Source organism: Pseudomonas algeriensis (genome assembly GCF_048847255.1).
Taxonomy (GTDB): domain Bacteria; phylum Pseudomonadota; class Gammaproteobacteria; order Pseudomonadales; family Pseudomonadaceae; genus Aquipseudomonas.
The window spans coordinates 46,170-63,860 of the sequence record NZ_JBKKRK010000010.1 but is presented as its reverse complement, the minus strand read 5'-3'; the positions used below and the strand labels follow the sequence as shown (position 1 = coordinate 63,860).

At 54.8% G+C, this 17,691-nt stretch carries 17 protein-coding genes and 1 tRNA gene; 2 read left to right on the top strand and 16 right to left on the bottom strand.

Annotation, left to right across the window (positions count from 1 at the left end):
* Window positions 1–17 precede the first annotated feature (17 nt).
* The 9 genes from ACLK1G_RS16420 to ACLK1G_RS16380 all read right to left on the bottom strand — a co-directional run bounded on the left by ACLK1G_RS16420 (window position 18) and on the right by ACLK1G_RS16380 (window position 6,335).
* The gene (locus ACLK1G_RS16420) at window positions 18–1,034 is read right to left on the bottom strand and encodes a restriction endonuclease (RefSeq protein WP_420766367.1); all 1,017 of its coding nucleotides are present in this window, start codon (window positions 1,032–1,034) and stop codon (window positions 18–20) included.
* A 118-nt stretch (window positions 1,035–1,152) separates the two neighbouring features.
* Complete coding sequence (locus tag ACLK1G_RS16415) at window positions 1,153–1,956, bottom strand: hypothetical protein (protein ID WP_420766366.1); 804 nt, start codon at window positions 1,954–1,956, stop codon at window positions 1,153–1,155.
* 71 nt (window positions 1,957–2,027) lie between these two features.
* Complete coding sequence (locus ACLK1G_RS16410; RefSeq protein ID WP_420766365.1) at window positions 2,028–2,510, bottom strand: phage virion morphogenesis protein; 483 nt, start codon at window positions 2,508–2,510, stop codon at window positions 2,028–2,030.
* A complete protein-coding gene (locus ACLK1G_RS16405) occupies window positions 2,492–2,968 on the bottom strand; it encodes a phage tail protein (protein WP_420766364.1) in 477 nt (158 codons plus the stop codon). Before ACLK1G_RS16405 ends, ACLK1G_RS16410 begins: the two co-directional genes overlap by 19 nt.
* Before the next feature lie 24 nt (window positions 2,969–2,992).
* Window positions 2,993–3,205: a tail protein X gene (locus tag ACLK1G_RS16400; RefSeq protein WP_420766363.1), complete on the bottom strand. Its 213-nt coding sequence runs from the start codon at window positions 3,203–3,205 to the stop codon at window positions 2,993–2,995.
* Window positions 3,205–3,666, bottom strand: a complete 462-nt coding sequence (locus ACLK1G_RS16395; protein WP_420766362.1) for a head completion/stabilization protein — start codon at window positions 3,664–3,666, stop codon at window positions 3,205–3,207. The genes ACLK1G_RS16400 and ACLK1G_RS16395 overlap by 1 nt, the downstream gene beginning before the upstream one ends.
* Window positions 3,667–3,769: 103 nt before the next feature.
* A complete protein-coding gene (locus ACLK1G_RS16390) occupies window positions 3,770–4,468 on the bottom strand; it encodes a phage terminase small subunit (protein ID WP_420766361.1) in 699 nt (232 codons plus the stop codon).
* A 10-nt stretch (window positions 4,469–4,478) separates the two neighbouring features.
* The gene (locus ACLK1G_RS16385; protein WP_420766360.1) at window positions 4,479–5,486 is read right to left on the bottom strand and encodes a phage major capsid protein, P2 family; all 1,008 of its coding nucleotides are present in this window, start codon (window positions 5,484–5,486) and stop codon (window positions 4,479–4,481) included.
* A gap of 18 nt (window positions 5,487–5,504) precedes the next feature.
* Window positions 5,505–6,335 carry a GPO family capsid scaffolding protein gene (locus tag ACLK1G_RS16380; protein WP_420766359.1) on the bottom strand — a complete coding sequence of 277 codons (831 nt, stop codon included), beginning with the start codon at window positions 6,333–6,335 and terminating at the stop codon, window positions 5,505–5,507.
* Window positions 6,336–6,473: 138 nt separating this feature from the next.
* On the opposite strand from ACLK1G_RS16380, the gene ACLK1G_RS16375 reads away from it, so the two are divergent.
* Window positions 6,474–8,231, top strand: a complete 1,758-nt coding sequence (locus ACLK1G_RS16375; protein ID WP_420766358.1) for a terminase ATPase subunit family protein — start codon at window positions 6,474–6,476, stop codon at window positions 8,229–8,231.
* The gene (locus tag ACLK1G_RS16370) at window positions 8,228–9,253 is read left to right on the top strand and encodes a phage portal protein (RefSeq protein ID WP_420766357.1); all 1,026 of its coding nucleotides are present in this window, start codon (window positions 8,228–8,230) and stop codon (window positions 9,251–9,253) included. The genes ACLK1G_RS16375 and ACLK1G_RS16370 overlap by 4 nt, the downstream gene beginning before the upstream one ends.
* Before the next feature lie 115 nt (window positions 9,254–9,368).
* Here ACLK1G_RS16370 and ACLK1G_RS16365 read toward each other — a convergent pair whose 3' ends face one another.
* From ACLK1G_RS16365 to ACLK1G_RS16335, 7 genes are all read right to left on the bottom strand, one after another.
* Window positions 9,369–12,341, bottom strand: a complete 2,973-nt coding sequence (locus ACLK1G_RS16365; protein ID WP_420766356.1) for a TrlF family AAA-like ATPase — start codon at window positions 12,339–12,341, stop codon at window positions 9,369–9,371.
* Window positions 12,342–13,068: 727 nt separating this feature from the next.
* Window positions 13,069–13,641: a hypothetical protein gene (locus ACLK1G_RS16360; RefSeq protein WP_420766355.1), complete on the bottom strand. Its 573-nt coding sequence runs from the start codon at window positions 13,639–13,641 to the stop codon at window positions 13,069–13,071.
* A gap of 112 nt (window positions 13,642–13,753) precedes the next feature.
* Window positions 13,754–13,829 (bottom strand) — tRNA-Thr (locus ACLK1G_RS16355).
* A 421-nt stretch (window positions 13,830–14,250) separates the two neighbouring features.
* Window positions 14,251–15,480 carry a methyltransferase gene (locus tag ACLK1G_RS16350; protein WP_420766503.1) on the bottom strand — a complete coding sequence of 410 codons (1,230 nt, stop codon included), beginning with the start codon at window positions 15,478–15,480 and terminating at the stop codon, window positions 14,251–14,253.
* Window positions 15,461–16,150 carry an ABC transporter permease gene (locus tag ACLK1G_RS16345; RefSeq protein WP_420766354.1) on the bottom strand — a complete coding sequence of 230 codons (690 nt, stop codon included), beginning with the start codon at window positions 16,148–16,150 and terminating at the stop codon, window positions 15,461–15,463. The genes ACLK1G_RS16350 and ACLK1G_RS16345 overlap by 20 nt, the downstream gene beginning before the upstream one ends.
* Window positions 16,147–16,842: an ABC transporter permease gene (locus ACLK1G_RS16340; protein ID WP_420766353.1), complete on the bottom strand. Its 696-nt coding sequence runs from the start codon at window positions 16,840–16,842 to the stop codon at window positions 16,147–16,149. Before ACLK1G_RS16340 ends, ACLK1G_RS16345 begins: the two co-directional genes overlap by 4 nt.
* A 78-nt stretch (window positions 16,843–16,920) precedes the next feature.
* Window positions 16,921–17,688 (bottom strand): ABC transporter substrate-binding protein, encoded by a 768-nt coding sequence (locus ACLK1G_RS16335; protein WP_420766352.1) that lies wholly within the window; start codon window positions 17,686–17,688, stop codon window positions 16,921–16,923.
* Window positions 17,689–17,691 lie beyond the last annotated feature (3 nt).

Here is a 17,691-nt window from a genome sequence, read left to right as displayed (position 1 = left end):
GTTGCAGCCTACAAGGCTCAGCGAGGGAGAGAGAGAAGGAAATCATCCGTAACGTCAAATAAGAAGTCAGTCGGATCACTCCCTTTTTCTTTCATATGAAGCATTTCGCAAATTTGGTCGTCATCAAGGATGATGATGAGTTTTCCTGTTTCTCTCATTGCCCCTTGAGCCATCTTAGTTGCGCTCTCATGAGCGCCTTTTCTAGTTAGCATAATGGCGACTTTTCGTAATCCCTTTTCAAGGAGATATTTTTCGGTGGTTAATACTTGTCCTTGTTTGATAGGGTGTTCATAATTTTTAAATTCAAATATCATGTATCTGCTTTCTAAGTTGTGTATGATAAATTTCCAAAAGTCCGTGACGGGTTTTATCCTGCATACGAGATCAAATCGATTGAGTTCGTCATCAGTTTTTCGTTGGTCTTTCCAGCCTGCTAAGTGATCTTTGAATAAATATTGGAGGATTTCTATACATTTTTTTTCGTAGTCGCTCCAGCCTGGTCTGCCAGCTTCTATTGCGCGAAGAGATTTGCAAAGTTCAGTGCCGGTGGTGTCTAAGGGCAGGGACTCTTCAAGCTCTGGAGCGACTGGGGGAGCTAGTTCTTTATCTAGATTGTAAAATTTCTCGATGCTAACTGAAAGGTCATTTGGGTCGATTTCGAATAACGCGTGTAAGTCCTCAGTTATCTCAGGGGAATCAGAGGCCATACTCAGTAAGAGCTGTCTGTCGAAGACGGAGATGCCGTATTCCTTTCTTAGATGTTCCTTCTGATTGTCTGTAAGGATGCATGAAGCGATAAGTAATCCTTTCAGAGTTGGATTGTTATCCATTTCTAATCGGATCTGCCGTGCCGCGGTCTTGAGTAGTGTTAGCTGTGCTCGTTGGGTTTTGTAGTGTTTTATTTCAACAGCCCAGGTTAGATTTTCTTTTATTGCATAAAAATCAACTTGGGCGGGATTGGTGGATATGTGAAATCCCAAGTGCATCAACAGCGTAGATGCCACTTTTTCAAATTTGTTGGCCGTCTCGTACATTTTTTTCTCAGTTGTTTAGGTGTTTAGGCGAGTTGTTTCTTATGTTGTTCCTGCTCTACGTTGGGGCGATTACATGAGCACGGCAAAACATAATTTAGATGCTCGATAGCTTGGATCGTCAACCGATTGCTTTTCCCACAGCGAGCCCTAACAAAAGACATCCAATGCAAAGAGGTATACTTATAAGGCCTGCTAATATTTTAAGGCGTGATTCAATTGTATTATATTGGCGGCGGCAGAAACGATTCGCGGCTTTAAGGCTTTGTACCTGTACCTTTAAGGTCGCTAATTCTTGCCAAGTCTTATCAAGGGACCGCATCCCATAGTCTTTTTGAATGTTAGGCCAATTAGCGTAGGCTATGAGATCTGAAACGGTTAACGTAGGGTCGGAGCTTCCCTGCATCCCTGCTGAGCCATCCCATATGAATTGTATTCCTGAGTTTTCGTATAATTTGTTTCTCCTGTCTTTGTTATCCTTGTCTGCATCTCCAGCGATCACTGATATCGGTACGATGTTATATGAAGGGTCGAATTGTTTTGCCCAAGTGACAATTTTATGAAAAAGATAGGTGCCTACGTGCAATCCACGCATTGAGCTGTCGACCATAACCGCACCATTAGTCACTCTGACGCTTTGCCTATAGCTTTGCATTTCCCCTCCCATCTCGCTGATCAAAGATCCGGCTTTGTATATGCCATCACTTCCATAGAGGTAAGTGGCTCTGACCTTAATTTTTGAAGTGGAGGTGGATGCTATCTCAGAGGACCAGATATGGGATTTTAGCTCGGTTTCTATCAATAGGTAGTGCGTTCTAGGATAATATTTATTCTCGTCTTGCACTTTTATTATTTCGAACGTACTGGTCGTGTCGTTTGTAGAAATTCTGACATTCATCTCTGCTGAAACGTCAGCATTTTCCATTGCTATCTCCTTCCTTGCTTCGGTTTGAGCGGATCACAGACTGAACTTCCTGGCGCCTATGACCATAGAAGCTATTTCTCTATTGGAGCGAGGTGTGTCAGTAATTGATCTTTGATTAAATCAATATCATGGTCGTTGAAGCCCAGCACCTGTCGCCGACTGTATAGTATCTCAGGCCGCCTTCTCCCGGCATGCTCTTTCAACCCGAATTGATGTACCCGAGCTATTCCAGCAACCCGTGCAAAAAAACCTACGCTGACGGTGTGACTGTTGCCATACGCTTTTAGTAGTCTTGTGGTGCGCAGTTTTTGAAACATCTGCTTCTTCCGTTTCACTCTCCTTGTTTTGCCTCGTAGATTGCGCTGCTTCCGTGGTGTGTACATGCTCCCATCTGGATTGCGCTGGGAGATGATCCGCTGGCGCTGGCTCCGCCGCAGGGCTTGGCCGATGCTGCGTGCGAGTTTGTTTCGTGCCGCAGGTTGAAGCTGGCGTATCGGACTTTCGGCCCAGTTCTCCAGCGCTTCCAGTCGATTGGTCACGTCGGTGTAGCCCATTCGCTGCCGGACTTCCAAGGTCCGGGTATCCACGCTGGGTCGAGAAACATGGCAGTGCGCTGAGGTTCGCCGGGGTGGCGGATAGTTGTATTGCCGCCGGCGTCCGTCCTCACAATCACTCGCTCGGTCAGCGACAGGGTCAGGCTGAGGTCCACCTTACTATTATCCAAAATGTCGGCTTCGAACTTGATGCCTTCTGCTGATTTGTTCAGGTTTTCAAGCAGATCCGCTTGGTTCACTTTCAACCACCCGAGCACTGGCAACATCACACTGTCAGGATGGCCGGCGAAGTCCGTGAGGATGACCTGCAGATCAAAGCTGTATTCGAAGGACAGGGTGGCAGCGGCGGTGCATCGGATCTTGCCATTGTCGATGAAAATCAGCAGTCGGTCGGGGTTGTGCTTGAGTTCGCTAATGGTGGCAAGCAGGTGAGTGCGCAGGCTTTCAGGTTTGTTCATCAGTTCCAGGCCTTGTTGAGGGTATCAGTCCCATAGATTCACCATCTGCCGCTGTGGGGCGGCGGTTTGGGCTTCGGGCATCTGCACGCCCAGGCCTTGGGGAAGGATCGGTCCGTAATCGGCCAGGCCGGGGTTAGCTTCGAGTACCGCCTCGGTCACGCCAGCTGTGCGGCCGTAGTGACGCCAACAAAGGGCGTCGACGGTTTCGTTTTGGCGGGCGCGGACGGTGACGGGCATCAAATCAGCTCCACGGTGGTGCGGTTGATACCCAGAAAGTCACGCACCGCCCAACGCAAGTCCCGGCGGTAGTCGTCGATGTTCGGGGTGAGGTCTTCTGCGTTCTGGTGGCCGCTGTTTGTGGAGTCGTAGGAGCGGTAGCGCTCGCAAACTTCGGCGCCGGTTGCCGCTTCGATGGCACGGCGGTAGAGGTGCACCAGGACCAGTACGCCGTTGATACGCTCGCCGGGCATGTCGGCAAGTTTCGTATGGCCGGCCACCTGTTGGGTGGAGCGCCATTCGCTCAGCTCGCGGTTGACGCTGATGGCGGCGGCAACAGCCGCGGTTTCCAGGCGTGGCGCGGTGACGCTCGCGTCGATCCGTAGCGTGGCGCGCAACTGGTCCAGATCGATCGAGGGCCAGAAGGCATCGGTATTGATAAGGCCGCTGGCGACGGTGCCGCCGGCAATAAATCCGCTCATGGAACAGCACTCAGAATAGGTCGCCGGTGGTCGGGGCTTCACGTTCAGGGGGAGCCGCCTGGCCGATCCGCCCCGAGCCGGCGGGGTGCGTGGGGACGCTTAGTTAGCCGGCAGGGCCGGCAAGTTTGTTGAGCAGGCGTTCGGCCCGCTCCAGATCTTTCTTGCCACCGCAGGCGTCGTGCAGGGCGATGGCTTTTTTCAGCAGATCCACACCGGCTTGAAGCTGGCCGGGTTGGCCTGGGGCCTGTTCGGTAATGCCTTCCAGCGTGGCGCGGCCCATGGCGAGAAACAGCTTGGCGCGGGCCTGGTCGGGCATGTCTTCGGCGTCGGTGAGTTCGGCGGTGCGATGCAGGGTTGCCAGGTCGAACGGCTCGCCGATCTTCTGGGCCTTGAAGGCTGCTGTGGCGACCTCTTCAGCGACCAGGCAACCCAAGGTGCGGGCGAAGCGGTCCGGCATGACCATCCTGTACTTCAACACGTAGGTCGCGATGTCGAGCCCACCGGTGAAGTCACCGGCATCGAAGCGCCAGACCATGACGGTGGTCATCACTTCGTCCTGAGCGCCTTTGCCGCCCTCCAGCACGCCTTGCACATAGGATTCGTAGCTTGGCAGTAGCAGGCGTTTGAGTTCTGCCTTGCACTGGTTGGACTGAACCTGTTTCAGGCGCAAGCGATCTTGTAGCAGCTGATTTAGCTGATGTTCATAAGCCGTGGCGCCGGCCATGGTTTGGGTGGGATCGGTGGCGGCTGCTTCGACAGCAGCGGTGACGCGTTCAAAGTGGCGGCGGCAGGGGTTGGTCATGTTCGCCGCCTTAATTCAGGGTGATGTTTTCGGCCAGGGCGGCGCAGCCCAGGTCTTCGATGACATAGCTTTCGTTGACCGATTCGAAGTTTTCGATGCGGTCGCGCTTGGCGTTGTCGATGACGGTTCGGCGGCGAGTGCCTTCCTGCCAGTACAGCGACAAGTTGTCGAGGCGCGTGACCATCAGGCCGCTGGCCGGGAAGTGCGGCACGCGCACGGCCGGCAGGTTGCCGAGACGCTTTTGACTGGTGACGATGTCGGCGGCCAACATTTCAGACGGTGCCTGAATGGTGTTGATGATGGGAAAGTATTTGTCGGCCAGCAGTTGGCGACCACAAATCACCACCAGCTCGGTGTCTTCCTGGTACCAGGGTTCGATGAACTCGTTGACCATGCTGACGACCAGGGCGTCGATGTTTGCGAAGTCCTTGTTGGCGCCGATTTCGATTTTGCCGCTGCCGTCTTTAACTTCTTTCATGACCCGGGCAGGGTTTTCCTCGCGCATCTTTTGCAGCCAGCCGATGTTCACGTCTTGCAGGAGCTTGTTGATGGTTGGGTTGGATGTCGCGGCGCGGCTGATGCCGTTCCAACCGATCATTATGCGGTTGAGGGCCTGGGCCTTGATGATCGCGTCACGGATGCGTGCTTGGAAATCTTTGAACTTGGCCCACTGGTCCAGCTTTTGATAGCGAATACTGGTGTCAAAGTTGGTTTGGGTGCAGGTGTACCCTCGATCATCCAGGCCGCTTGGATCGCGTGGTTCGCGGTCTTTGACGGTGGTGTCGGTGGTGCTGGCAATGGTGCCGTCGATGCCGATACCGACCTTTTCACCCGACTGTTCCGAGACGGGGTAGACGTTGATTGCACGGAGGAACGCACTGGATTCCTGCATGCGGGTTTCTAAGGTCTGGGCGACGCTTGGGTCTGCTGTGAATTTGGTGGTGACGTCAGCCACGCCATGCAGTTGCGCAAGTTGCTGCAGGTAGGCGTTGAACAGTACTCGGGTGTCGTTACGCATGTTGATCTTCCTTGATGGTCAGCAGTCGGTCATGACTTGGTTACCGCCGCCGGAGACCTGCGGGCGCGTTTTCTGGTTGGGATCCTGGGTGGTGGAGAGCTGGGTTTTCAGCTCGGTCAGTTCGGTGCTGACTTGATCGAGTCGGGTCTTTAGCCCAGCCGAAAATTTCTTTTCAGCGGCGAGTTGGTCGGGCAAATCCTTGACGTGTTCGGCGATGGCTTCGACCGCTTCACCGATCTGGGTGAAGTCGTTGTCATCCTTGGTCTGTTTGCCGGTCAGGAGGGTTTGTACCTTGTTGAGTAGCTGGGCGCCGATGCTCGGCTTCTCTTCGAACTCTTCAAATTTCAGCTCGGTCTCCACCGCCTCGGTGAACATGGAGGTTTGCGAATAGTGGCGGTCTTGGAACGGGCTGGATTCGGGCTTCTGCGCTGAGAATGCCAGCACGTCTGTGCCGAGGCTGGCGGGTGAGTCGGTCACGGCGAGACCGACGATGTAGGCCTCACCCGTGTCGGCAAAGCTCTCGTCGATTTCGATGGAGGTATAGATTTTCTGTTTGGCCTTGTTCATGGCGATCAAGTCGTTGGTGGGCTCGACCTTCGCGAACAGCGCCAGTTTCTTTTGGCCGTTGACGTCCACCTCTTCGGCTTTCACCGCCAGTACGTCGCCATAGGCCTTGAAAGGGCTGTCGGGCAATAGGCTACGGAAATGCTCCAGCCAGATACGGGCGCCGTAGGTGGAAGGATTGAAGTTCTTGGCGGCTTGTTCCAGCCAGCTGCGTTTGATGGTGCGCTTGTCCGAGGTGGCGCCTTCGATGGCGACGCGGAACCAGTTGCTTCGGTACTTCTTCATGCCGGGGATTCTCAGTGCGTTGCAATGAGGGGCATGGTCGGCATGGGTGCGAGCGGCGGCAACGGGGCGGGACTGTAGGCGGGGAGGGTACAGGCGGCGGCGCTATTGAGTCGCCGCGGTGGGCGGCAGCATCTCGGCATGACGACTGCCTTGCTGTCCATCGACCCCCGACGCCAATCCAAGTTTCTGTACTGGATGGGCTGGCGCGTCTGTGAGATCGCCGAGGCGACGGGCGAGAAGGAGAAAACGCTACACAGCTGGAAGGCTCGCGACAAGTGGGACCAGGCCGACAACGTCGAGCGCATCGGCGGGGCCCTGGAAGCGCGCTTGGTGCAGTTGATCCTCAAGGACAACAAGACCGGCGGCGATTTCAAAGAGATCGATCTGCTGCATCGCCAGCTTGAGCGTCAGGCCCGTATTCAGCGTTTCCAGGGCGGCGGTACCGAAACCGACCTTAACCCGAACCTCGCCAAGCGCAACGAGGGACCGAAGAAAAAATCCCCGAAGAACGACATCAGCGAAGACCAGATCGAGCTGCTGCGCGAGGCGTTCATCGACGGCTGTTTCGACTACCAGAAAGATTGGTACCGGGCCGGCAATCAGCGCACCCGCGTCATCCTCAAAAGCCGCCAGATCGGCGCCACGTACTACTTCGCCCGCGAGGCGTTCATCGACGCCCTGGACACCGGCCGCAACCAGATTTTCCTGTCGGCTTCGAAGAACCAGGCCTATCTGTTCCGGGGCTACATCCAGGCCTTTGCCCGGGAAATCATCGGCGTCGAGCTGACCGGTGACCCGATTGTGCTGCCCAACGGCGCCGAGCTGTTTTTCCTCGGGACCAATGCCCGCACCGCCCAGGGCTATCACGGAAATTTCTACTTCGACGAATTTTTCTGGACGTTCAAGTTCGAGGAGTTGAACAAGGTCGCCTCGGGCATGGCGATGCACAAGAAGTGGCGCAAAACCTACTTCTCCACGCCATCGAGCATGGCCCACGAGGCGTACACCTTCTGGACGGGCGAACGCTTCAACAAGGGGAAACCCGCCGCGCACCACACCAAGGTGGATGTGTCCCACGGCGCACTACAGCAGGGTCGGTTCTGCGAGGACCGGCTATGGCGCCAGATCGTTACGATCCTCGACGCCGAGCGGGGCGGGTGCGATCTGTTCGACATCGAAGAGTTGCGCCGGGAGTACAGCCCCGAGGCCTTCGCCAACCTGCTGATGTGCGAGTTCGTCGATGACGGCGCGAGCATCTTCCCGCTGTCGGTGTTGCAGTCTTGCATGGTCGATAGCTGGGTGGAATGGTCCGAGGACTACAAACCTTTCGCCATGCGCCCGTTCGGCGACCGCCAGGTGTGGGTCGGCTATGACCCGGCCGAAACCGGCGATTGCTCCGGACTGGTGGTGGTCGCGCCGCCCTTGGTGCCCGGCGGCAAATTTCGCGTGCTCGAGCGCCACCAGTTTCGCGGCATGGACTTCGCCGCCCAGGCCGCCGCCATCAAGGGCGTGTGCGACCGCTATTGGGTCACCTACATCGGCATCGACGTCACCGGCCTGGGCAGCGGCGTAGCCCAGCTGGTGCGCCAGTTTTTCCCGGCGGTGACCACCTTCAGCTACTCGCCCGAGGTGAAAACCCGCCTGGTGCTGAAAGCCTACGACGTGATCCACAAGGGCCGGCTGGAGTTCGATGCTGGCTGGACCGACATGGCCCAGTCGCTCATGGCGATTCGCAAAACCATCACCGCAGGTGGACGGCAGTTCACCTATACCGCAGGGCGCAACGAGAACACAGGTCACGCCGACCTGGCTTGGGCGCTCTTTCATGCATTGCACAACGAACCGCTCGAAGGGCAGACCGCTGCCAATACTGGGCGAATGGAGATTTTTACATGACTGAACAACTTGCCAGCCAGGTACATTTGCCGGCCACCATTGACGCCGCCAGTGCGGGGACCCAGGTGTTCAGCTTTGGGGAGCCGACGCCGGTGTTGGGTGGTCGGGAGGTGTTTGATTACTTGGAATGCTGGTTCAACGGGCGGTGGTATGAGCCGCCGTTGTCGCTTAACGGCCTGGCCCGGTCGGTGGGGGCGAGCGTGCATTTGCATTCGGGGTTGATGTTTAAGCGCAATCTGTTGAGCAAGACGTTTATCCCGCACCCGATGCTGTCCCGGGCGGCTTTTGAACAGTTTGCCCTAGACTTTCTGTGCCTGGGCAATGGGTACCTGGAGAAGCGCCGGTCGGTGCTGGGCAGCACCAGGCAACTGGCGCCTTCGTTGGCGAAGTACATGCGGGTGGGGCCGGAGGGGCAGTTCTACCAGGTGCAGGGGTGGAAGAACGAGCACGCGTTTGAGCCTGGAAGTATTTTTCATCTGCGTGAGGCGGATTTGCATCAGGAGATTTATGGGCTGCCGGAGTGGATCAGTGCGTTGCAATCGGCGCTGTTGAACGAGTCCGCGACGCTGTTCCGGCGCAAGTATTACGAGAACGGCAGTCATGCCGGTTTCATCCTGTACATGACCGACGCGGCCCAGACCGAGGCGGACATCGATGCATTGCGCAAGGCATTGAAGGACTCGAAGGGACCGGGGAATTTTCGAAACCTGTTTGTCTACTCGCCCACGGGCAAGAAGGATGGGATTCAACTGATCCCTGTCAGCGAGGTAGCGGCCAAAGACGAATTCAACTCGATTAAGAATCAGACGCGGGATGATGTGTTGGCGAGCCTGCGGATTCCGCCCCAATTGATGGGCATAGTGCCGCAGAACGCGGGTGGGTTTGGGTCGATCAGGGAGGCGACTCAAATCTATGCAGCCAACGAGCTGGAGCCTGTCCAAACCCGAATCTCCCAGATGAACGACTGGCTGGGAGAAGAGGTCGTTAATTTCAAGACATTTGAAGTATGCGGGGAGGTGTAAAGTCCTCCCGCGGGGCAACAGAGGCCGCGAGCCGGCGTGTCCCGACAACGCGCTATTTTTCAGACATCAGTAGGGGAGCCTTGTCATGGTTTACATGGGAGAAGCTCCACATATGTTAACGTGATAATCTAACTCTGAGTCGACGAGCTCTTTCCTTAAATGCTATTTCTCCCCCCTCAAGAATCTCGCATACAAGTCCCCTGATGTCCTTATTTTCAAGACCTCCTGATACATAAGTGATGGGGGGCAGTCCGCCGGATGTATGGGTGCCAGAATTTGCGACGATGATCTGGTCAGCGTCCGTATTGATTACCAAGTTCGCATTGTGCGTAACGATGATTACTTGTCGTGTGGTTTTTGCCGATAAAAAAAGTGGTACTAAATCATCGTTAATTGATTTGGGGTCTAGGTTTTCTTCAGGTTGGTCGATAATCAGGGGTTTGGTGTCAGCGTCATCAAGAGATAAATAAAGAAGTAGTAGGACGATGCCCCGCGTTCCCGGCGACAATTTTTGGATGTCGATATCGTCATAGTTGACAGCATACTGCACACTTATATGGTCTGTTCCATAAAGCCACTGAGCAAGTTTTTTGGCCCAGCGCCGATATTCTGCAGGGTCAGTTGACACTACAGGAGAATGAGCCAGTAAATCTTTTTGATGGGCGTCTTTGAAAGCACGCATAGCTTCCATAACCTCTATCTCACTACCTTCCATCCAGGGTGCTAGCAGATAAGCTCCGACAACATCTCTAAGCGATCCTTTGCCCCGAAAAGGACCTTTTTTGGTCAAGTTTAGAAGCGCTTCCCCTTCAGTTGCCCAACTATCAATATCCACAGTGCGAGTGATGGAGAATGAAAGTTTTCTCAATGTTCCGTCGGCTGTCTCAAGCTTTGATTTTATGGGGGCGTATAGTTCAGCCAGCACTTGCTGTTCTGAAAGAATTGCAGCAAAGACTCGCTCATAGGCTGCCTCTCTATCCTTCAATAAACCTTCGAGCCGCAGTGCCGCTCCCTCATAATCTGCGAGTTTTTCCTTGGTTGCACGCAAAAGCTCGGTCTCAGTGGTAATCTTTTTTGAGGCCTCGGTAAAGCGTGTAGATGTCTCTTTGTCGATGCTAACTTGTTGCTGTAGGCGTCCGATTTCGGCTTGTAGATGTGCAAGGGGATTTTTATTTAGCTCAGTGTTGTTGGTAATGTACTCTAGCTGCGGGTCAGTATTTGGCAGTGGTGAAATTCCTTCCCACCGTTTTTTATTATATTGCGCCGTTTCAAGCATTTTTTGCAATACTTCATCTACATTACCTTTGTAGTCCCTAAAAAATATCTCCCATTCATTTTCCCCAATTCTGCTTGCTGCGTGCCTTTCTTTTATTTCTCGTAAGTCTTCCGGGGCGATAACAGTTCGAACGTTAGCGACCTCATCCTGCATGAGCAATATTTGATTTTCTTGATTGGTATAGTAGCGAACGTAGCCGCTAACTGTTTCTGCTGCTTTTGTTAATTCCTCCAGTCGCGATATTCGGCTCTCTGAACCTTTGGCAACGAGTTTTGATCGATCCTCATTTAACCGGGTTAGGAGTTGTTCCTTCTCTTGTACCTGTGTTTTATACGTGGTTACGAGGCTGCGCTTTTCGAGCTCGGTATTTATTCGCTCGGAAAGAATCGATAGTGATTCCTCACCGTGCTTTCGAGCTTGTCTATGACGAGCGGATCGAATCTCACGCAGATCTGAAAAATTAATAGCCCCTTCCCGTTCGATAACTGTGTGGGAGTCGAAAATCACCCTTTCCACCTCGGAGAGTAACCCATCGGTCATGCCGTCAGCTGAGCATAGCTTTTCCACAAACTGTTGGGATAGATATCGAGCTCTTCGGTACGGTTCATGATTAACTTGGGCTGCCTCAGTTAGATCTCGGCTTTCTGTTTCACCGTTCTGCCAAGTGACGCTAGCTGATGCACCCTCTAAATGCTCTTGTGCTCTCAATAGAAACGATTGATTTGTGACATGGCCAGCATGCGCATCGCAAGCGGCAGCAATCATATCTGCCAATGCTGTTTTTCCTGACCCTCTAGCTCCAATAATAGCTATCAGCCCTGGATTGAGATCTATATGTGGCGTCTGCAACCACGGTGCATTGTTGATCGAAATACGAGAAAGAGTTTCGGATGACATCGCTGATGGTGGTGGATCTTCGCCTACAAATGCCCGTCCTTCTGGGTCTATGCATGCTTGACGCAGCGTATCAAAAATTGGGGCTCCTTTGATCCAGCTAAAGCGGGACTCATCAGGAACGCCTGTTTTGGAAATACTGTGTGCATCGCAACCATGAAGGCAAGGCTTTAAGCCGTTATAACGTTCTTTGATGGCTTCTGCCGAAAGGCTTTTCCTACCGAGCCAAAACTCTCTTTGATTTGGGTTCGCGGCAAACATTATGTGGGCGAAACGTTCTAGCTCCTGTCGAAGAGTCTCGTCGGCCCCGTCGCGTAGTGCTGAGGTTCCATCGTTTTGCTTGGCGGCAATAGCAATAAGAACGTTGCGTTGAGCCCATTCACTGGCTTCGTACTTCGATTTTAGTTCGTCGAACGATACCTTGAATTGTTCCGCTCCATATTTCAGCGCGGCACGATCATTCTCTATCAGTGTGTTGGCTTTACGGCCGAGGCGCATCAGATCCGGAGGATTGCACCTGAATTCGTCTTGGAATGCCTTGAAAGTCAAACTGGAAAGAAATCGCTCGATCTCCTCCACGTGATTCTGTTCTTCCGGGCTTACAAGGAGGTGAACATTCACCCAAGACTTTGCTGTACCGACACTGAACCGTAACTCAACGTTGGGGAAAATCAAATCACAACCAGGCAGTCTGCCGTTAGCTTTGTGTTCTAACACGGTCCGATAGGTATCAAGTAGATAGTAGTCGGTAACAGCTATAGCACTGATAGCGGGCGTTGCCATTTCGAGTGCTGCTAGGTAACGGTCCCAGTTACCGTTGAACTGATCATTGAACAATGTACCTGGGGCGTGGACGTGTGGTTCCCAGCGAAGCCAGCGAGAACCAGAACTCAACGGAGGAGATGTAATATCTTGCATGCTGACTTCCTTGTAGAAGAAGGTTTGATTCTGATGCGCTCATGGCGGTCCATGCAACCGAATCCGCTCATCATTCGATTGTTGAGTCATAAGCCGCTTCCCCGGTGTCCGTCGTGCATACGGGGCGGAGATCGAACGGTGTGGCTGGCCTGGCGCGCGCCGTCATCCCCCCACCACGCCTGCGGACTAAATAGGTCTTAATTTCTGCATCCCTGCATCCGCCCTCCGACAGCGATGGCAGGGCTTTTCCTGAGCGAAATGGGGCCGAGAAAACCCTACAGAACCCTGCACGCCCCCCGGTTTTATGAATGCTCAGGAGCGATTTCAGGAGACCCTATTCAGGTGCCCCATGGGAAACAAGTAGTTTAGGTATGGAGGGGTAAGGAGTTAGCTGGAGCCCGCGTCCGATGCAGTTTTCGAACTTACTTTGCACTGTATTTTTGAGTGATGAGAGGAGTAATGTGTTTGTAACCGTATGAATTATAAAGAGATTTTTGTTCCGGCTTCTAACTTGATAAAAGGTAAGGATATTCCCAGATATTACTTGATAGTTACCCAAATCAAATGGCCTACAAGCCTTGTATTCCGGGGCTTTCGCAAGTGAGCGGAAAAAACTTACCAAAAATACCAGTTGCCCGTGGGTCAACATAAAATCGGAATTAAATGTACTAGATGGGTTCGCATCAGCTGGGCTTACAGCCTCGTGAACGTTCGCTTGTGCATGTGCTTACGCATTCATCGCCTGAAAGGATATGTAGGACTCTTCGACCATTCGCAGGCGATGTGCTAACCAACCGCACATCTCAGCCATGGACTTCGCTTCCTCAAAGCTGACGTCTGTGTACTGATGTCCAGCCTGATTTCTAATGCGGCGCAGCTCGCGGAAGGTCTGCATCTCTAGTTCAGTCAGGAAGTCCTTAACATGCAGCTCATTGGCGACTGCCATAGGGCCGGAATTGGGCGAAATACCCACACGTGCGGCCAAACTGCTCAATGCGCGCTCCACGTCTATCCAGGCGCTTAGTACCGCTGCTCGAGGGTCGAGTCGGGCGAGCTCCAATAACCGACCTTCCGCAGAGAGTGGAATCGGATGGTCATTGTCTTGGGTCCCAGCTTCTAACTCCTCTTTTACTGCCTCGAGCTTCTCACTCAAATCAATATGAAGGTCTTTATATTTGAGCGTTCGCACCATTGGGATGAGTTTGGCCAATGGCGACCTGAGCAGCACTACTACGATGACAACTGCCGTAGGCCAAGCAAGCGATCCGATGATTGCAGCGCAGAACTGTTTCCAATCCATGGTAGGTACCGTTTCAAAGGTAACGCGGAGGTTGAGTGGCTGCTTATTACGTCTTTTATTACGTATGGGACAAAAAACAAAGGCCTGCATCGCTGCAAGCCTTTGATTTTATTGGTGCCGGCACCAGGAGTCGAACCCGGGACCTACTGATTACAAGTCAGTTGCTCTACCAACTGAGCTATACCGGCGTGTGGGCGACGATTATAGCGATTGGGAAGGTTCTGTAAACCCCTGAATTCTGACTATTTTTAGACGAGCTGCAGTTCTGGTGGATGTGGCGCCGCTGGGCGGGGCGCGAGGGGCCTGGTAGCGTGCGGTTGCCTGACTTGAATCGAGGCAAGCCAAAGCACTTGATGCCTGAGCGCAAAAGACGCCAGACCCAACCTTTATGCTGGTTTGCTCAAACGCTTATGCACAATCGAAAGGACGCTGCGACGGATATCTTTCTGTTTTGTGACCGCTTTCCCGTTTGCTCGCAAGCTGCTGTTTTCATGGTTTTTTATCCATGTGAACAAAAAATGACCAGCTAAGATTCTGCCCGGAAATCGCGGTTTTCTTGGATCCTGGTTTAATTCATCAACAGAGTTATCCACAGGCTGTTTCGCCTCATTAACGTTCTGCCAGCAACAGCAGGTTGCGCGGTGTCAGAGGTGTCTCGCAGAAGGTGCCAAGGCGGACTTTGTAGCTGTTCTGAGTAAGGAAAAGCGCCCGGTCCAAGACCAGCCAAAGCTCCAGCGGCCGGCGGAAAAGGCCTCGCACCAATTCCAGGTTACGCACCTCGGCCAAACGTTGGCGGCCGGCTGCTTCCAGGGCGACCCAATCAGGCGTGCCGATTGTGGATAAGTCTTTCAGGGCCGCCAGGTCGGTGCAGTATTGGGCGAAGGATTTTTCCAGCCAGGCGCTGGGCAAGGAGGGGGTGGGCAGGTAGTCGTCGTGCCCTCTGATTTGTCGTTGCAGCAGGTCGAAGCCCAGGCGCCAGGCCATGGATTGGTCCCGTTGTCTTCTTACGCGGGCGCCAGCGGTGACGGTCTCGGTCTGCGGCAGGCTGAGATCGTCGAGCGACAGTTGTAGGGCAGAGCCTTTTGCGGCGTCGGACAGCGGCTGATATTCCGAGGTGCTGATGCGGTTGTAGCAGCACGGCGCGATAGCCAATTGTGCGCAGCCAGCGGCGCTGGCCAGACGCATCAGGCGCACATGCAAGTCGCCGCAAGCGTGCAGAGCCACCGGGGTGTGTCCGGGGCGCAGCGCCTGGTTTGCGTCTGCCGCCAATACGTCTTGTTGCGAGTGCGTGGCGGGCAGGTGATGGCGTTGGCTCAGCAACTGGCCGCTGGCGACCAGGGCGGGGTCGTATTCCAGGCAGGTCAGTTGTTGTCCATCCTGCAACAGGCGCCGGCCAAGGTGGCCTTTACCGGCGCACCAATCGAGCCAATGGATCGGTGGGGTGGTGAAGCGCAGGCGGCTGGCAAAGGCTTCTATCTGCTGCCATTTGCGCCCGGGTACGTCGACGTTGAGGCGATGGCTGGGAGCTTCGAGCGAGTTGGCCGGCAATTCAGCCACGGCGCTCAATGCCCGGGAGAGAGCAGCCAGTTCCGGGAATGGCGCTGGCGCGCTCTCAATCAACCATGGTTGATGATGGTCGTTTTCCGCTGCGTCCAGCGAACGCTCGCGTAGCCATCGGGCCAATTCCGGGTGGGAAGTTTCCCAAGGCAATTGCAGATGCGTGAAGGGCCGAGGCTTCCATAGTGACTGGTGCGTTGTAAGAAACGCATCCAGCGCGGTAAAACGGGTGAGCAATGCTTCACCCGTCAGCACTTGGCTGTCAGCGCCCTTGGCAGGCATCGACGCGAAGCCAGCGTTCAAGCTGCTTGAAGCCTTGCACCAGTACGAAGGACATCAGCAGGTAGAACATGCCGGCCGCGAAGAAAATCTCCACTGGCATGTAGGTCCTGGCAATGATGGTGCGCGCCATGCCGGTGAGTTCCAGCAGGGTCACCGTGCTTGCCAGGGCGCTGGCCTTGAGCATCAGGATCACTTCGTTGCTGTAGGCGGGCAAGCCGATGCGCGCGGCCCGGGGCAGCATGATGTAGAACAGCGCCTTGGGCCGCGACATGCCCAAGGCTCGTGCGGCTTCGATTTCGCCGCGGGGAATGGCCTGGATGGCGCCGCGCAGGATCTCGGCGATGTAGGCGGCGGTGTGCAGGGTCATGGTGGCCGTGGCGCACCAGAACGGGTCCCGCAGATACGGCCACAGCGCGCTGCTGCGCACGGCATCGAACTGTGCCAGGCCGTAATAGACCAGGAACAACTGGACCAACAGTGGCGTACCACGGAAAAAGAAGATGTAAGCGTAGGGAAACGCCCGCACGTACCACAGCCGCGATGAACGGGCGATGCCCAATGGGATCGCCAGCAGCAAGCCGGCGATCACCGCGATGGCCACCAGCTCCAGTGTAAGCGTGGCGCCCTGGGCCAGTTTCGGCAGCCATTTGATGATGACTTCCCAGTTCATTGGGTGCTCCTGGCAAAGCCGCGGGCGGCGCGTTTTTCCAGCAGGTGCATGCCGATCATGGCGAGCACCGTCAGGCCCAGATACATAAGCGCTGCGACCATATAAAAAGTGAACGGTTGCTTGGAAATGGTCACGCCGATTTGCGCGTGGCGCATGATTTCTTCCAGGCCGATCACCGAAACCAGTGCGGTATCCTTCATGAGGATCATGAACAGATTGCCCAGGCCGGGCAGGGCGATGCGCCACATCTGCGGCAGGATCAATCGGGTGAAGATCCGCCATTTCGACAGGCCAAGCGCCACGCCGGCTTCACGGTGCCCCTTGGGTATCGCCAGGATCGCACCGCGAAATACTTCAGTGGCGTAGGCGCCAAAGCATAGGCCGAGGGCGATGACGCCGGCGGCGAAGGCATTGAGGGCTAGGTCGGGATTGCCGAAATATTCACCCAAGGCACGCATCAGGTTGACGGTACCGAAGTAGATCAACAGCACCCAGAGCAATTCCGGAATGCCGCGAACCAGTGTCGAATAGGTGCCGCCAAGCCATTGCAACGGCTTGTACGGGGAGGTCTTGGCCAAGGCGCCGAGCAGGCCGAGCACCAGCCCCAGGCAGAGAGCCGAAAGGGCCAGCTTGACGGTCATCAGCGCGCCGGCGGCAAGCGCCGGGCCGAATCCGTAGAGGTCGATCATCATGGGCGTGTGTTCATATCGCGGCAGGCTTTGCTAAGGGCCGGCGCTACTGGGTAGCAACGCCGGCCAGGCACGTCAGTATCAATAGATGCTGAACGGGAAGTACTTGTCGTTGATCTTTTTATAGGTGCCGTCGGCAACGATTTCCTTCAGCGCGGCATTCAGTTTGTTGCGCAGTTCGTCGTCATCCTTGTTCACCGCGATACCGATCTTGTCGCTTTCCACCACCGGATCACCTTTGAATTCGAAGGCGGCGCCGTCTTCGCTCTTGAGCCATTCGTATTGCACGTATTTGTCCGCCAGGATGGCGTCAACGCGGCCCGAGAGCAGGTCCAAGTAAGCGTTTTCCTGGGTGTCGTAGAGCGTGACCTTTACGTTGTAGTCATCTTCCATGTTGCGGTCTTCCAGCCAGGTGCCGGCCAGTGTCGCGCGTTGTGCGCCAATGGTCTTGCCGGCCAGGTAGGCCTTGTCAGTCTTGAAGTCCTTGGTGGCCTTTGGTGCGATGAATTGCAGCTTGTTGGAGTAGTACGGCTCGGTGAAGTCCACGGCTTGCTTGCGTTCCTCGGTAATCGACAGCGAGGAGATCAGGAAGTCGAACTTCTTGGCGTTCAGGGCCGGAATGATGCCGTCCCAGTCGGAGGTGACCACTTCGCACTCGACTTTCATCTTGGCGCACAGGGCGTCGCCAATGTCCTTGTCGAAGCCGACAACGTTGCCGCTGGCATCTTTGTTGTTGAACGGCGGGTAGGCCGCTTCGATGCCCATCTTCAGTTTCTCAGCAGCCATGGCGCTGGCCGAGAAGACCAGACTGGCGGCAGCGGCCAGGAGGAATTTCTTGTAGGTCTGCATATA

Bases quoted from the DNA above. Each gene is read 5' to 3' on its own strand.
- ACLK1G_RS16420 (WP_420766367.1), bottom strand. From the start codon at position 1,034: ATGTACGAGACGGCCAACAAATTTGAAAAAGTGGCATCTACGCTGTTG.
- ACLK1G_RS16375 (WP_420766358.1), top strand. From the start codon at position 6,474: ATGACGACTGCCTTGCTGTCCATCGACCCCCGACGCCAATCCAAGTTT.
- ACLK1G_RS16335 (WP_420766352.1), bottom strand. From the start codon at position 17,688: ATGCAGACCTACAAGAAATTCCTCCTGGCCGCTGCCGCCAGTCTGGTC.
- ACLK1G_RS16410 (WP_420766365.1), bottom strand. From the start codon at position 2,510: ATGGGCTACACCGACGTGACCAATCGACTGGAAGCGCTGGAGAACTGG.
- ACLK1G_RS16385 (WP_420766360.1), bottom strand. From the start codon at position 5,486: ATGCGTAACGACACCCGAGTACTGTTCAACGCCTACCTGCAGCAACTT.
- ACLK1G_RS16340 (WP_420766353.1), bottom strand. From the start codon at position 16,842: ATGATGATCGACCTCTACGGATTCGGCCCGGCGCTTGCCGCCGGCGCG.
- ACLK1G_RS16395 (WP_420766362.1), bottom strand. From the start codon at position 3,666: ATGAGCGGATTTATTGCCGGCGGCACCGTCGCCAGCGGCCTTATCAAT.
- ACLK1G_RS16350 (WP_420766503.1), bottom strand. From the start codon at position 15,480: ATGCCTGCCAAGGGCGCTGACAGCCAAGTGCTGACGGGTGAAGCATTG.
- ACLK1G_RS16405 (WP_420766364.1), bottom strand. From the start codon at position 2,968: ATGAACAAACCTGAAAGCCTGCGCACTCACCTGCTTGCCACCATTAGC.
- ACLK1G_RS16380 (WP_420766359.1), bottom strand. From the start codon at position 6,335: ATGAAGAAGTACCGAAGCAACTGGTTCCGCGTCGCCATCGAAGGCGCC.
- ACLK1G_RS16370 (WP_420766357.1), top strand. From the start codon at position 8,228: ATGACTGAACAACTTGCCAGCCAGGTACATTTGCCGGCCACCATTGAC.
- ACLK1G_RS16390 (WP_420766361.1), bottom strand. From the start codon at position 4,468: ATGACCAACCCCTGCCGCCGCCACTTTGAACGCGTCACCGCTGCTGTC.
- ACLK1G_RS16400 (WP_420766363.1), bottom strand. From the start codon at position 3,205: ATGCCCGTCACCGTCCGCGCCCGCCAAAACGAAACCGTCGACGCCCTT.
- ACLK1G_RS16345 (WP_420766354.1), bottom strand. From the start codon at position 16,150: ATGAACTGGGAAGTCATCATCAAATGGCTGCCGAAACTGGCCCAGGGC.
- ACLK1G_RS16365 (WP_420766356.1), bottom strand. From the start codon at position 12,341: ATGCAAGATATTACATCTCCTCCGTTGAGTTCTGGTTCTCGCTGGCTT.
- ACLK1G_RS16415 (WP_420766366.1), bottom strand. From the start codon at position 1,956: ATGGAAAATGCTGACGTTTCAGCAGAGATGAATGTCAGAATTTCTACA.
- ACLK1G_RS16360 (WP_420766355.1), bottom strand. From the start codon at position 13,641: ATGGATTGGAAACAGTTCTGCGCTGCAATCATCGGATCGCTTGCTTGG.